The 15706-nt window shown below is 32.7% G+C and carries 15 protein-coding genes; 7 read left to right on the forward strand and 8 right to left on the reverse strand.

What is annotated here, in order from left to right; genetic code table 11:
- The 3 genes from BGO84_RS06900 to BGO84_RS06910 form a co-directional block, all read right to left on the reverse strand.
- On the reverse strand, positions 1 to 1047 hold a 1047-nt coding region (locus tag BGO84_RS06900), incomplete at its 3' end, for a site-specific integrase (protein ID WP_291028609.1).
- Positions 1048 to 1170: 123 nt separating this feature from the next.
- The gene (locus BGO84_RS06905) at positions 1171 to 2400 is read right to left on the reverse strand and encodes a site-specific integrase (RefSeq protein WP_291028610.1); all 1230 of its coding nucleotides are present in this window, start codon (positions 2398 to 2400) and stop codon (positions 1171 to 1173) included.
- A gap of 554 nt (positions 2401 to 2954) precedes the next feature.
- On the reverse strand, positions 2955 to 3716 hold the full coding sequence (locus tag BGO84_RS06910) for a response regulator transcription factor (RefSeq protein ID WP_283687537.1): 762 nt from the start codon (positions 3714 to 3716) through the stop codon (positions 2955 to 2957).
- A gap of 295 nt (positions 3717 to 4011) precedes the next feature.
- Between BGO84_RS06910 and BGO84_RS06915 the strand changes: the two genes are divergently transcribed.
- The 7 genes from BGO84_RS06915 to BGO84_RS06945 all read left to right on the forward strand — a co-directional run bounded on the left by BGO84_RS06915 (position 4012) and on the right by BGO84_RS06945 (position 12748).
- On the forward strand, positions 4012 to 4707 hold the full coding sequence (locus tag BGO84_RS06915) for a hypothetical protein (RefSeq protein WP_283687538.1): 696 nt from the start codon (positions 4012 to 4014) through the stop codon (positions 4705 to 4707).
- Entirely contained in the window at positions 4605 to 5369 is a 765-nt protein-coding gene (locus BGO84_RS06920) for a ThiF family adenylyltransferase (RefSeq protein WP_283687539.1), read from the forward strand. The genes BGO84_RS06915 and BGO84_RS06920 overlap by 103 nt, the downstream gene beginning before the upstream one ends.
- Before the next feature lie 34 nt (positions 5370 to 5403).
- A complete protein-coding gene (locus tag BGO84_RS06925) occupies positions 5404 to 7806 on the forward strand; it encodes an outer membrane beta-barrel protein (RefSeq protein WP_283687540.1) in 2403 nt (800 codons plus the stop codon).
- 356 nt (positions 7807 to 8162) lie between these two features.
- Positions 8163 to 9464, forward strand: a complete 1302-nt coding sequence (locus BGO84_RS06930) for a radical SAM protein (RefSeq protein WP_291028611.1) — start codon at positions 8163 to 8165, stop codon at positions 9462 to 9464.
- A gap of 4 nt (positions 9465 to 9468) precedes the next feature.
- Positions 9469 to 11631, forward strand: a complete 2163-nt coding sequence (locus BGO84_RS06935; RefSeq protein WP_283687542.1) for a peptidase domain-containing ABC transporter — start codon at positions 9469 to 9471, stop codon at positions 11629 to 11631.
- On the forward strand, positions 11631 to 12011 hold the full coding sequence (locus BGO84_RS06940) for a hypothetical protein (protein WP_283687543.1): 381 nt from the start codon (positions 11631 to 11633) through the stop codon (positions 12009 to 12011). Before BGO84_RS06935 ends, BGO84_RS06940 begins: the two co-directional genes overlap by 1 nt.
- A gap of 41 nt (positions 12012 to 12052) precedes the next feature.
- Positions 12053 to 12748, forward strand: coding sequence for a glycosyltransferase (locus BGO84_RS06945; protein ID WP_283687544.1), 696 nt, complete (start codon positions 12053 to 12055; stop codon positions 12746 to 12748).
- A gap of 200 nt (positions 12749 to 12948) precedes the next feature.
- On the opposite strand, the gene BGO84_RS06950 is transcribed toward BGO84_RS06945, so the two are convergent.
- From BGO84_RS06950 to BGO84_RS06970, 5 genes are all read right to left on the reverse strand, one after another.
- A complete protein-coding gene (locus BGO84_RS06950; RefSeq protein ID WP_283687545.1) occupies positions 12949 to 13656 on the reverse strand; it encodes a hypothetical protein in 708 nt (235 codons plus the stop codon).
- Positions 13657 to 13658: 2 nt separating this feature from the next.
- Positions 13659 to 14600, reverse strand: a complete 942-nt coding sequence (locus BGO84_RS06955) for a relaxase/mobilization nuclease domain-containing protein (RefSeq protein ID WP_283687546.1) — start codon at positions 14598 to 14600, stop codon at positions 13659 to 13661.
- Positions 14566 to 14934, reverse strand: a complete 369-nt coding sequence (gene mobC / locus BGO84_RS06960; RefSeq protein WP_135105906.1) for a plasmid mobilization relaxosome protein MobC — start codon at positions 14932 to 14934, stop codon at positions 14566 to 14568. Before mobC ends, BGO84_RS06955 begins: the two co-directional genes overlap by 35 nt.
- A gap of 19 nt (positions 14935 to 14953) precedes the next feature.
- Positions 14954 to 15115 carry a hypothetical protein gene (locus BGO84_RS06965; protein ID WP_283687547.1) on the reverse strand — a complete coding sequence of 54 codons (162 nt, stop codon included), beginning with the start codon at positions 15113 to 15115 and terminating at the stop codon, positions 14954 to 14956.
- A 138-nt stretch (positions 15116 to 15253) separates the two neighbouring features.
- Positions 15254 to 15538, reverse strand: a complete 285-nt coding sequence (locus tag BGO84_RS06970) for a helix-turn-helix domain-containing protein (RefSeq protein WP_135105904.1) — start codon at positions 15536 to 15538, stop codon at positions 15254 to 15256.
- Between the last annotated feature and the right edge of the window lie 168 nt (positions 15539 to 15706).

The following is a 15706-nucleotide window of genomic DNA, read 5'->3' on the forward strand; positions in this document are numbered from 1 at the left end:
CAACAAAGTCCCGAAACTATGTCGGCTTTGATGGTAGGAGAGATTCTCTTTCAGGTCTATTAATGTTCCTATCTGGTTTATCTCGTACCAGATTTTATCACGGACAGGTAACGGAAACACGGGACTACTTTCATCTGTGGTATTGTATAACATAAGAATTTGCTCCGCTATCGGATGCAGGGGTATAAATGCCTCGACATTGGTCTTTACCCTGCGTTTTCGGATATAAAGCCTACCTTCTGCCGTTTTACCTATATGGTGCGGATACAATCCGTATATATCTACATAAGCTAATCCGGTCAATGTTGAGAAGATAAAAGCCCTGCGCACCAGCTCCAACCGTTCTTCGGGCATGGGTGTTTCCAGCAGCCGTTTAAAATCATCTTTGCTTATGTGTTTGTGCTTGGGTGGTTCTTTCTTTTCATACCTCACCTCTTCCAACGGATTACTTCTTAATACTTCCTGATCGATGGCAATATAAATAAGCCTGTTGAGCCAGGTGATACATTTATTGATATAACCCGATTTGCGTTCTCCTATGGTTTTCAAATAGAGTTTGAATGATTCGCCAAACTCTTCGGTAATATCAGAGAAGGCAATATCCTTCATCCCTCTGGAGCATAGGAACTCTTTCAGGTTCCGTTGTGATATTCCCGATTGTCGGTAGCTGGTTGTGGAGTTTATTTCGATGGAGCGAAGTCGCAGGCGTTCACGTTCCACGTCTCCTGCCTGTAAGAGCATGGTTGGGATAGAGTTAACCCCAATGATAGTGTTTTTTAATAGCTCTGCGCTGATAACTCCCTGTTCTCTCAATATATGATTGTAGGTGTTCTCGATACGGTTACGATAGGTTATAAGCTTATTATTTTCCCTTTCTATTTTAATGGTTCCTTTCCTTGTATTCCAATCTTCAGGACTGCAATAGATACCTGTGGTTATGACTGTTTGTTTGCCGTCTATACTGATCCGGCACAGAATAGGTGTTGTGCCATCTGCCTTAATTTTGTTTTTATTGATGTAAAACAATATTTTGAATGTTGATCTCATAATTATATATTTTTGAATGATTTTGTTTTGATACAAGTAAGAAAAGCATTTAATGATATGTATTCAAACAGATCTATCAATAAATAAAATCCTTAACCGATAATAAAAAGAGCGACCTTGACTTTATAGAACTAATTGTAAATCTCTGGTTACTTCAATAAATTTATCCATATCCTCGAAAAGCTTTTTAGGAGTAACACGGGCATAGACCTGAGTCGTTTTGATGTTGCTGTGCCCGAGCATCCTACTGATTGTTTCTATCGGGACTCCCTCTTCGAGCGTAATTAAACTGGCAAAGCTATGTCTTCCTGAATGATAGGAGATTGGCTGCTTTATATCTGCCATAACACGTAATCCCCGCATATTTAATTGTACCACTTCTGCTGATTGTATCGGGAACAATGTTTCTCTGTCCTCGTCTTTATATTTTTCAAGCAGAGTGATGGCTTCGGGCAATAATTTGACACGAGCCTGAAAGTCTGTTTTCTTTCTGCGGTATTTAAGCCAAAGGTTATTTTCTTCGTCGGTGAACAGATTTTCTTCTGTTATGCGGACTATATCCGCATAAGAAGTACCGGTATAGCAAGCGAAGAGAAATAAATCACGGGTAAGCAGATGCGAATGACGGTTGGGAGCAATCTCCAAGTCACGGATTTTTTCAAAACTTTCCCTGCTTAATGCTTTGGGAGTGGCTTCTTTTTGTTTGGGTAGTTTGTAATGGGCAAAATGCAGTTTCTCGGAAATGCCTTCTTTGAAAGCAATCTTACACATCTTTTTCAGGATAGCCAGATAGTGGCGAACGGTATCCATTGAATAGCCCTGTTCCAGAAGAACGAAGTCCTGATACTCCCGGATGAACAGCTCGTTCAACTGCCCGAAAGCGATATCTTTGGTCTTGAACTTCTTTTTGATGAATTTGCCTAATGAACGGTGGGTGTACACATAACCGCTTAAGGTGGTCGGGGCAACATCTATTCCGATACGTGCTCGTAGCCCTTGCATATGCCTGTCAAGAAGTGCAAGCAGGGTTGTTTGTGCTCCCATACTTCCCTGAAACAGATTTTTGACTGATTCGGCATCGAAAGATTGGTTACGTTCTATGAGTGTATCATAAGCCGAATGCACAGCAAGCAATAGTTTCTCTATTTTTGCATTGGTTACTACTGCTTCACGGCTTTTACCATCCAGACGACTTTCGCGGGGATTCCACAACCCGGGAGTACAGGAAAGTTTCAGGCTGAATTGGGACATGGACCTTCCGATAGTGATTCTTCCCATGATGGGAGTTTTGCCTAATTTATCAGGACTGCTTTTTTTCAGGTAAAGTAAAACCTTGAATTTTTCTTGTTTCATACACTTATAATTTTGTGGGCTTTGCCGGAAGGCAAAGTTACCGATTATATAAGTGCTCTTTGTTACGCAAAATGCTGTGAATCAGAACATACGAACCCTAACTATATTTCTCCAATCAACTACGAGTTACCTATTCCGATTCGGTAATTATTGAGGTAACGGATTGGTAATTCAAATACTGCTGTATTTGGCAATATCCTGCTTTTTAACAAAACAGCAAATTAGAGCAATTCATTTAATTATAAACGAGTTACGTTTTATTCGCTGTGTTTCGCTAGTTACCGTTTCTCCTGTTATTACTCATGCGGCTCGGCATTCCTATGGGACAATATTGGCTCATAACAGAGTCCCTGAATCTTATATTGGTTTTGCTTTGGGACACTCTAATAAATCAGTAACAGGTTCGTATATTGAAGGATACAGCATAGAAGACAGGCTTCAATATAATTCCTTACTACAGTTTCAATAAATAATTATCTTTGAATAGCCTATATAGTTGAAGAGTAGACCGATATAATAAAATTAGAGTAATCCCCGGTTATAGAAAAATGAGCTTATATTATATAATTATTATGAGCAAATACGATAGCTTCTGTAATATTTTTTACATTAAGTTTTTGATAAATATTTTTCTTATGAAATTTAATTGTATTTATATTAAGATAAATTGTTTCAGCTATTTGTTTATTTGATAAACCTTGTGCAGAAAGCTTAAGTATAACGTTTTCTATCTTTGATAGGGAAACAACTTCGGTCGATCTCCATCTTTTTCCTTCAAAGGAATATCTTAGTCTATGTAGAACCCCAGATTTATTAATATATACGTTTCCAGATTTTTTTTCTGTAGATAGCATTACAGAACATAGAGCTAGCCATATATTACCTTTTGGTGTTAGCAATATAGGTGTTAATTTATGATTAATCATTGTTGTTGATTTGTTCTTTTGAAGTAATCTAAAGTCATATGAAATTGTAAATTTAAGTCTGTCTTCTATTGGTTGTTGATAAAAGAAAGCAAATCCTTTTTTATTTATTTCAAGTAACATATCTATATCTTCTTGGGGTAAGTTTTTTTCATAAAATGAATATCCCATTTTTAACACATCTTCTCTTAAATAACCATTTAAAAATAAAGGATTTTGAGAAACGTATAAGAATCCTCTACTTAAATAGTTAATAACATATAGGCTTTCCCCTGATACTCTACTCATTGCATCTAGGGTATCAATGAGTAGTTGTGATATTTTATAATCAATAGTACCATTGCATTCTTCATCAGTAACCCCTTCAAAAAAATCGTCTAAATTGAATAACATAAATTCTTCATTTTAAATAGATATGTAAAGATGGATTATAGTATTTTTAGTAAAAAAAGAAAAACTACCCAAAAGGGTAAAGGTAGTTATTATTTAATAAAATATTTTTGTATACATAAATAAAACAGAACTCATATTCAATAAATGCTCGTTTTTTAGTGATTCTCAAATGTTTTCTGTGTGTTTAAAATTTGATTTTCATATTATTACGGCTGTATTTGTGATTGGTCGCTAATCATCTACTTCAAACTTTATTCTGTAAGTTTCTAATAAATAACAATTTAAAGTTTTTATCATGGAGTGCTTAATACGTCAATTTGAGAATTTTTCTTTATGGAGGTTTTCCAATGCAAGTTTAAAGGAGGCTTCAAATTTTATAATTGAAACAAATTATAAATCTCATTTGGGGTATTATCCTACAACTATAAAAAGGGAAATTGAAGAGTTATATGAGAGAGAAAAATGCTGGCTTCAAGATTCATTTTTTTATGGAATAAGAAATAATCAAGGAAATATAATAGGAACTATTAGAACTTTAAGATGGACTAAAAAATATGTTTTACCAATACAAGCAGTATTTGATATTAATATTGACAATATTCAAGAGAAAGAAACTAAAACGCCGAATATCTGGCATATTGGTTGTTTAGCTATTGACTCTTTTTCTTTAGGGAAGGCTAGTTCTGTTATTTTAAAAATATTATTGGTACAAGCGTTATTTCATATCTGTTCTAATGAATCAATAATGTTTGCAGAGTGTGATCGTAAATTATATGAGAAAATAAGATTGCTAGGTATATATATGCTTCAAGCAGGAGAGTCTAAAAATCATATTGGTTCTGAAACAATTCCTGTCTATAATATATCAAGAAATTTAAAACCTTTTCTATGGAAACAACAAAGGTATCTTTATATAGCAGAAACAGAATCTATATTTCAGATGAGGAACAAGAAAGAATACGAAACTACCGAATTCTTGTTGGAGGAGTAGGTTTGGGGAGTGGAATAGTAGAATGTGCATTAAGGCTTGGTTTTGAGAATATATGTGTTATTGATGGAGATTGTGTAGAGGAGTCTAACTTAAATAGACAGAATTATTTAATGTCTGACATAGATGAGTTGAAAACTAAGTCAATATATAACAGATTAAAAGCGATAAATCAAAATGCTAATATAACATATCATTCAATATTTCTGACAGAGGAAAATCTTGAAGATTATGTATCATTAGATGCATATGATATTGCGATTAATGCTCTTGATTTTACATCGAATGTTCCTTTTCTTTTTGACGATGTATGCCTAAGTCACAATATTCCAATATTACATCCTTATAATTTAGGGTGGGCAGGTTGTGTATTTATCATAAATAGAGAAAGCTTGAAGTTAAATACATTTTATGATACATGTGAAGGATTTGAGGCATATTTTGTCTCCTATGTAATAACACATTTGAAACACTTGAATAATCGAAAAAAATGGTTGGAAGAAGTGCTTGAGGCTTATTCACTAGAAAATAGAGAATTATCTCCCCCACAATTGGCTGTTGCCTCTTGGATTGTGGCAGGGATGTGTACCAATATCCTATTTAATATAGCAACAGGGAAAAATATTAAATTGTTTCCTGAATTTTATTTTGCATCAATTATGTAATTGACATCCTTAATTTAATAATAAAAACAAGTCTGTGAAAAATAACGTATTTATAATGAGAGTATTATTTCTTATCTTGCTTCTACTCATTGTTCCTTTGTTACATAGTCAACAAATCAAGAATTTTTGTTTAGAAGGTGTATTGTTTGATACATCAAAAAGAGCAGTAGATTACGCAACAGTTACAATTCTTTCTGAGGTTGATTCTTTGTACGTTAAAGGAAATATTAGCAACGAAAAAGGTCAATTTAGAATTGAAAATATTCCATCCGGAAGATACATACTATCTGTTACCCATTTATTGTATAAACGCAAATACGTTAATATCGAAGTACAAGAAAATACAATACTTGATTCCATTCTAATGGAGGAAAATGTGGTTGGATTAGATGCTGTTACAGTTACGGCTAATGTTATTCAACAAAAAAATGATAGATACGTAGTATTCTTACAAGGAAACCCGATAACAAAAGGAAATAATACAAAAGAGGTACTTACATTGTTACCTGGTGTTACCAATGAAGAAAATTCCTTAAAAATTAATGGCCGAGATGTTTCCGAAATTTATGTTGATGGACGAAAACTAAGGGATAGAAATGAGTTAGATGCAATTCAGGCTGAAAATATTGATAAAGTCGAAATTGTACATATGAGTGGTAGTGAAGAGAGTGCTTCGAGTATGGGAGGGATCATTAATATCAAATTGAAGAAGATGTCTAATGGAGGATATTATGGATCTGTTTCGAGCGATTTTTCTGTACATTTCAAAGGGGGACATTATTCAGATAATATAAATGCATCATTGAATTACAGGAATAAAAATCTGAGTATATATAATTACACATATTTTGGACATTTAAAAAATATTAGTCAATATAATATTTACTCCCATTACAAAGAGATAAATAAGTATATTGATATGCAGACCGATGGTAAAGGTTGGACAAATTCTTTCTCTGATAGATTGAGTTTAACCTATGATATTACTAACAGACATAGCATAGGTGGTAATTTTAGATTGGGAATAACTAACGGAGAGCCTATCAATAGATCAGAGTCTACGGTTAAAAACAATGTTGGTGAAAGGATAGACAGATCTGAATCGATAATAGAAGAAAAGTTAAGAACTAGGCAATATCAGGCGGCCTTAAATTATGATTGGATATTAGATGATAAGGGTTCAAAAATAAAATTTATCATTGACTATTTAAGATACAATAATAAAAGGATACGAGGTAACAGCTATTTATACAATCTGGATAAAGATAATGGGTATGAAGAGAATACTAGTGATCGATTAGATGATAGAACTGATATGCTAGAAATAGATACTAGGTTGGAGCAAAGAATAAGTGATAAATCGCAACTAGATATTGGTCTTAATTATAGTTTGAATAATTCAAAACAGTTTTTAGACTATAAAAAATGGGAAAATAACATTTGGGTGTCTGATCTTGATCTTAGTGATAATTATAAGCTGAAAGGACAGAATTATGCAGGTTTTGCTTCTTTTTCATCGATGATTACAAAAAAAATTACTTACAAAGTGGGTATTAGAATACAGGAAAACAAAATTGAATACAATTCTGTAAAAATAAGCAAACAGAATTCTAAAAATTATTGGGGCATATATCCTACGCTTAACTTAATGTATAATATTAATGAACAAAAAGGGAACTCAATAAGCCTTTTCTATCAAAAAGCTATGGATCCAATTCCATATAGCGCGATCACGCCTGTGGTAATCTATAATAATGAATATTTATATACTAAAGGTAATCTAGATATAAAACCTGTAAATTATCACCTTATTATGTTAGGAGGAGCGATTAATGGTCAATGGAATATTAATTATCTATTCGGATTTAGTAAAGATGTTTTGTTCTTTAAAACCTTCCAAGACGAAAAGGACCCATTAGTAACCTATACTATGCCTGTTAATGATGGTAAGAATTATATGCAAGCCTTGTCTCTGGATAGAACCTTTAAAATAGCAAAATGGTGGAGTTTAAAAGCTATTGGACGAATACAATGGCTAAAATATGAAGGAGTAGATATAAATTCATCAAGTTGGAAACCTTATTTAGCGATTAATAATAATATGGACTTTGACAATGGCTGGGGTGGGAATCTCTCTTACTATTTAGAACCGACTTATAAAACACAGGATAGAATATATAAAACAGTACATGGTATAAATGGGAAAATATATAAATATTTATTGGATAATAAATTATTGTTGAATTTAAACTTTACACTGTATCGACATAATAGAAGAAGGATTACAAATACTCTTGATATATGGTCAAAAAGGCACTATACAACAAATGAAACCGGATTTATGATTAAAGTCATTTATAACTTTAATGGAGGCAGAAAAGTAACAACTAAGCAAAGCAAGAGTATACAAGATTATTATGAGTATAAAGATAATTAAATAGATGTACATCAATCAAGGGAGTAACTCGAAAATCCTATAAAGAGTAGAGATAATATTATTTTTTTAATCATGGAAGAGAAAAAAGTATTAAAAGTTAATGAGGATATAACTCCTCTAACTTCAGATGAAGAAAACTCGTTTAAAGGTGGATATGGAGTTGTGGAAACGGATCTGATCAAACCTAGATGGGGTAGTAACAATGACAATTGTAGCAATAGTAGCCTTAGCAATAATGACAATTGCAAATGCGATAATTGTGGAAGTGCTAAGAGTAATATGTCTTACTATTAACAGTGAAGTGAAATACCCTCAAATGAGGGTATTTCACTTATTGAAAAAATAAAGTTAATATCATGAAATGGAGTAAATATAATTCAACTATAAAAGCAGGAGATGAAAAATATATATTATATAATTGTAGAACTGACAAAATTTTAATTCTTACAAAAGAACTTCATACAATTATTTCTCAAAATAATTTAGATAGGATTAAATTACTTCATCCTGATTTCCATACCTGCCTTATAACTAATTCTTTTATAATAGATAATTATAAAGATGAAGTTGAAATAACAATACAAGATAGGGAGAAACAATTAGATTCTGATGTGTATTTTAGATTAACTATAAATCCAACTCTTGATTGTAATTTACGTTGTTGGTATTGTTATGAAACACATCAGAAAAACAGTCATGTTGATGATAAGACAATGGATTCAATAAAGAAATTGTTAGAGAATAAAATTAAAACTTTACAATTAAAGACTTTGGCTATTTCTTTTTTTGGAGGGGAGCCATTGTTAAAATTCAATAAAACGGTAAAACCTTTGATTAACTTTGCTCAAGAATTATGTAATGGCTCTGAAACCAAATTGAATATTGGATTCACAACAAATGCAGTTTTACTTACATCTAATATTGTAGATTATTTGTCTTCATTAGACGTCATAGGATATATTCAAGTTCCATTTGATGGAAATAAGAGTTTGCATGATGCGATAAAAAAAATGTCTAATGGTAAAGGGACTTACGATATCACTCTGAAAAACATTAAATATGCAATAAAAAAAGGTTTGCATGTTAATATACGATGTAATTACAATATTGATAACCTTAACTGTTTTATAGATCTTATAGATGAATTTAAAGATTTGGATAAGAAATATTATGATTCATTTCATTTTAGTTTTCAACCTGTTTGGCAAACGCATGATGGGGGGCTAAAAACCTCACCAATATTAAAAAAGATAAGATTCGCTTTAGACACATTTGGAATGAAACATGATGGAAACAGTGAGAATGGAGGCTTGGGAACATCTTGTTATGCAGATAGAGGGGATAGTATAGTCGTAAATTATAATGGAGATGTATATAAGTGTACATCTCAAGATTTTATTCAAGCTAAGCGAGAAGGGATACTAAACGAAGATGGAACAATAACATATAATAAATATTATCAAGGTAGAATGAACTCTAGGTTTTCTAATCCAATATGTAAAGATTGCTCTATTTTGCCAATTTGTAGTGTATGCTCTCAAAAAAAAATTAATCAGTCTCTGTATATATGCCCTGGTAACATAGGTGAAGATGATAAATTAGATATAATTCAAAGTAGGATTCAGATAATAAGTAATAATAGGATTACATTAACTTAAGGGTATGAATTTTTCACGACAATTGGATAGTATAGACTGCGGTCCCGCTTGTATTCGTATGATAGCAGCATATTATGGTAAAAAATATTCATTAAACTATCTTCGGAATTTATCTTTTCTATCGTCAGAGGGAGTCTCAATTGCCGGAATACGAGATGGTCTAGAAGCAATAGGTATGACCGTAAATAGTTTCAAACTGCCCCTAGAAAGATTGTGTGAGTTCAAGCTTCCCGTAATTTTGCATTGGCATCAGAACCACTTTGTCGTTCTTTATAAAATAACTAAAAATAAACATTATTGGATTGCAGATCCTGCTTATTCCAAATACAAGTTATCTGAAGAAGAGTTTTGTAAAGAATGGAGTCATGGGGGGCAAGGAGTGATTTTAATTCCCACTCCTACTGATTTATTCTATCAAATGATACCTCCTCCAGAGAATGATTCTATAAAGAAATTTTTATTAAAATATCTACTTCCTTTCAAAAATGAGATGTTTCAGCTAAGCTTGGGGTTATTAGCCGGAGTTATTGTTTCACTAATAATGCCTTTTTTGACTCAAGCAATGGTTGATAAAGGAATTGGGGAACTTGATATAGGTATCATATTAATTATAGCGATATCTCAGCTATGTTTGTTTCTGGGAAGTTATGCTATTATTCTTTTGAGAAATTGGATTGTCCTTTATTTGGGTACTAGGATTAATATTGATATAGTCTCTGATTTCCTAGAAAAAATAATGCGCCTACCTATGAAATTCTTCGATACTAAGTCTACGGGAGATTTTCATCAAAGGATTGCGGATCATTCTAGATTACAATCTTTCGCAACCTCAGATACTCTTCTGACTGTTTTCTCCCTATTATCTTTCTCTGTTTTTTTTGTCATTATTGGTCTCTATAGTCTAAAAGTTTTAATAGTTTATACATGCTTTACAGTTATTAGTATACTGTGGATGCTTTATTTTTTGAAGAAAAGAAAGGTTGTTGATTACAAACTATTTAAAGTAAGAACTGAAAATCAGAATTCCATATTAGAGATTATAAATGGAATGCCTGAAATTAAACTTAATAATTTTCAGGATTATAAAGCAAAAGAATGGAAAGATATACAAGAGAAACAATATAAAGCTGATATTGATTCTTTAAAGGTAAATCAAGTACAATCGGCAGGGTATTCATTGATAAATCAGGTTCGAAATATAACAGTAACTTTTCTTGTTGCTGTTTCTGTTGTGCAGGGACATATTACTTTAGGTATGATGATGAGTATCACATATATTATTGGTCAAATGAACTCTCCGCTGGAACAATTAATCGGATTTGTAAGAAATTTTCAAGATTCAAAAATTAGTTTGGAAAGAGCCGGAGAGATCCATATTTTAGAAAATGAGGACAATAAGGTCGAATATCAAAAAATACCAGATTCTGTTTCCAACATAAAATTGGAGGACGTCTATTTTCGGTATGGTCCATTTTCGGATAAAATGGTTTTAAATAATATAAATTTATTAATTCCTAAAGGAAAAGTTACCGCTATTGTAGGAGAAAGTGGTAGTGGAAAAACGACCTTGCTTAAATTACTACTTAAATATTATCAACAGACAGATGGAGAAATACTTATAGATAATTATGACATAAATAATTTCTCATCTGATGAATGGAGGAAAAGATGTGGTATAGTTATGCAGGAAAGCTATATTTTTTCTGAAACTATTTTGAGAAATATTGTTTTAGGAGCTGATCCTATTGATGAAAATAGATTAAAGGAAGCTATTGAAATTTCTAATTTACAGGAATTTATAGAAAATAAGCCCTTGAAATTATATACAAAAATAGGCAAATCAGGTCTAGGCATCAGTGGTGGGGAAAAGCAACGTATTATGATAGCAAGGGCTGTTTACAAAAAACCTCAGTATTTATTTCTGGACGAAGCGACAAGTTCTCTAGATGCTGATAATGAAAGTATAATTGTCCAAAATTTAGAGCATTTCTTTAAGGGAAGGACTGTTGTTATTATAGCACATAGATTAAGTACTGTCAAGAATGCAGATCAAATTGTAGTCTTAAAAAATGGGATTATAACTGAAGTAGGTAACCACGAGCAATTAATTCGAAAAAAAGAAGTATATTATAAATTAGTTTTTAATCAATTAGAATTGGCTAAATAATGAGTAATACAAATCAAAAAAAAAATTTCTTGATACGTTATGGTATATCTATTATTTTAGTTTTTCTAATTTTAATAGCAATTGTCATTTCGAAAAAAATTCCAGTTAGTCAAAATGTAAATATTGAAGTTGTAAAGACAAATATGGCTTCATATTTAGGAATTATGCAAATACCAATAAAACCAAAACAAATAAATCACCAAGATTCAATTATATTAAATATAGAAAATAAGTCAATAACGTTTCGAGTAGATTCTATTGATGAATCTTTTAAAATATTGTATCTATACAATAATAATGAAGAAAAGCTTCCTGACGTATTTAATGCAAAACTTAAAGGTGAAGATAAAAAACTTTGGGATATTATCTTTATTTATTAGCTAAGTAAAAATGCAGTTCAATCTTATTAAATTAAAATATCATGAAAGTACCTCAAGTTATTCATCAAATCTGGTCAGGAATAAGTGATCCTTTGCCAGAAAATTTTAAACGATTAGGAGATACATGGAAACGTGATTATCCAGATTGGAAATACGAATTCTGGGATAATAAACGCATGAATGATTTTGTGAAAAAATATTATCCTCAATATTGGTACGTATATAATAAATACCAATATGATATACAACGATGGGATGCTATACGTTACCTTATTCTAAATAAAATTGGAGGGATGTATGTAGATTTTGATTATGAGTCTATAAAACCGATGAACACTCTCCTTAAAGACAAAACGTGTTGTTTCTCTTTAGAAAAAGATTTTATATCTAACCATTTTCGCATCTTCAACAATGCATTAATGCTTAGCACTCCAGAGCATCCGTTTATGGAAAGAATAGTAAAATATGTATTTTCTAGAACTCTTTTGACTGACGCTAAATATGCTTCTAAAAGCATGGCTGTATTTAATACTACTGGTCCATACGCCTTAATTCGTCTCTATGATACATTAACAGATCAAGAAAAGGAAGATGTCTATCTCATACCGGCGGTCTATGTATCGCCTTTTACAGGTAATGAGGCAGAAGAATTTAGATATGGTGTTAGAAATAAAGAATTCGAGGAATGCGTAAAAGAAGCTTATGCTATTCATTATTTTTTTAGCAATTGGGCCTAAAACTAAAATAAAACAAGTCCTAACATTTTCCTATAAAATGAATAAAGAGGGGTGACAAAAAAAGGACTATCCGAAATATTGTGTAAATGAAAACTACAGGTTGAAACCTGTAGTTTTCATTTACACAATATTATGGACTCTGTCAAAACTAAGTTAAAAGACACACCCTTTATTTACAAATTACATTGCTTATGGCAAATCTATTTTGTCAATTTTTCTAACTTTTTATTAATCAGCTGTTCCTCCTTCTCATTTTGTTCCTTTATCGTTTGATTATACACTTTCCTTCTGATTGTAGCTTCAAAATCAATCACTTTCCTCTGTATACTATCACGGTATTGAGATCTTTCAGCGTAGGATTTGTTCAAATAAAGTAAATGCTCCTGAGAGACACCTCCTCTCATCTGTATATACCTGTATTTAATATCATTATGCTTCAATCTCTTGTTTTCCTGTAACTGGTCATAATTGTAATACAATGAACATCCAATACCTAAGATTAAGATAACAAGAGCAATAAACGTTTTACTAGACTTGAAATCAATCGAATATCTGTTTTCCACTATACTCGGCTTTTTAACAAGTTCGTTTAACTCTGCAATCTTCTGGTTCAGGAATTCGGCAGAAGCTTTATTAGCTTCTTCCTGTAACTGAGTCGTAACACTGATGATAATATTTATGAATTTTTTCAGATCCTCTTCATCAATCGCTTTTTTAGCATTGTCAACAGTATCGGCTATCTTATTCAATAAGTCTGCCGTTAATGGCGAATCAGTAGGATTATCATTACTGTTTGGACTTGTGTTCTCCTTAATAACAGTAATATCCTCTCTAATTTCCGATATAGTCTGAACAAAACCTTCCATTACAATCTGTAACTCCTCATTGTTATCTATATTATTTTTCATAATTAAATTCCGTTTTTAAATTTTCGTTTTCGATCCCTCTTATTTTGCTCATACTGCATCCTTTTAGCAAACTGTTCGTCTTCATAATTATCCCCATGAACTTCAAATGTGGATAAAGAGCTTATCCCATGAATCAATGACCCCAGAAGGCTCGCACCCAGATTCTGGGGCTTATCTTCTGATATATTCTTGACAGGTTCAACCATCCTTTGATTTTGAGCGTTCTCTTGCAATCTAGTATTGATCTTCGAATAACTGAAGCTGCGGTCTACTTCCGAGCCTTTAAATGTTACCTCTCCTTTAGTAAAAGAAATACCCTGTATCTCATTTGTTCGCCCTTTACACTTATAAGAAAGAACAATTCCTTTTTCTTTCAACAGTTTTTCAAAGTCAGTCCAATTGGTAGATTTAGACAAAGCATCTTTTACAGCATTGTAAACCTGATATTTGGTTTTATCCTTACCTCTCAGCTTTTGTCGCTTTACTTTATCCTTTCCTTTACCATAGGTCAAGCCGTATTTATCTTTCAGCTTTTTACAGACCGCTTCATTCCTATACCGGTCGTTTTTATCACTGATAACTTTGCCGTTATTATCGATGCGGTTATATACCAAATGAACGTGGGGATTACCGTTGTCAAAGTGGCGTACTAAAATATACTGAGTGTCTTTAATACCCATATTTTCCATATATTCTTTGGCTAATGTAACCATAGCACCATTTGTCAACCTCTTCTCATCATCAGGCGAATAACTTAACGAGATATGCCCGACAGGATGTTTAATATTAGGCTTTATGAGGCGTTGAGCATTGAAACTCTGGACTATGTTATTGACATTCCCCAACAATACACCATCGGCTGAAATTAGCTTAGCATCCTGCTTATTCATTACATAATTGACACATCCTTTAAATGCTGCTCTTTTCATAACTTTTCCAATCATTTGAGAGTTGGTTTATGATACCGACTATTATACCCCGAAGGTTAATCACATCAGAAGCCACATTCTTGAATCCTTCTCTATTGGCAACCCTTGCCAACTGATTCAAGTTGTTTGCTTCTCCCGAGAGTTTACGAAGTATATCCGCATCGGATTTACTGATACGCTGGACTACTTTTCCAGTCAGTAAGACTGAACGGACAAATTTACTCAGGCTTACCCCTGCATCTTTTGCCCTTTTCTTCAAAGCCATGTACTCAATACCCGAAAACCGGGCACTGATAACTTTATCTTTGAGCTTTCTTTTAGCTGTATTTTTATATGAATCTTTTATCATAATTTCAACTGTATTTTAATTATTTCTTCTCTTCAAAACTGCGACCAACGGGAGCGGTTTTCCCCTCCGCCAAAGGCGGAGCAAGGTAGGAAATGTATACATTTCCATAACCTTGCCACACACTTTCGATAAAGGCTTCGCATCCGATTGGAATAGCAGGATTCTTCAAGAACTGATACACAAAACTTAGGACTTTGGCTTATGTGGATATACCGACTAAACCATCAGAACCAAGTAAACCAGAACACCAACAACTCATCGGTCGGGGATCGCCCAGCGGCAAGGGGGGAGACCACTCCTCCCGACAAGCGAAAAAGAGTTATTTCTTCTTGGATGAGATAATCCGATTAGCAGCTTCGTTTTGCAACTCTTGTTTTGTCCGGATAGGATTTTGCCTTAACCAATCTTCCAATAGCTCTTTTTCAAAGTAGATCATCTTACCTTGTGGTTTATAATGCGGAATTACACCCTTTGATGTGAGTTGATATAAATAACTCTTAGATAAGTTAAGGAACTTACTTGCTTCTTCAAAAGACAATATCTTTTTAAGAGCATACAAATGTTTCTCTAATGCGGAAACCCTCATTTCTAAATTTTCATTCATAGCAATATGAATTTATAACATTAATAAATGGGGTTGCGCATACCCCTGTTTTTTGTCGACAGGGGCAAATGTAAATTGATATTTAAGAAGTTATGTTTGAGAGGGTAAAAGTCTCAATGTATTCTCAATGTTCTTGCAGTTCTTTGATATACTTGTCTATGATATGAG

It is taken from the genome of Dysgonomonas sp. 37-18 (assembly GCF_001899125.1).
GTDB lineage: Bacteria > Bacteroidota > Bacteroidia > Bacteroidales > Dysgonomonadaceae > Dysgonomonas.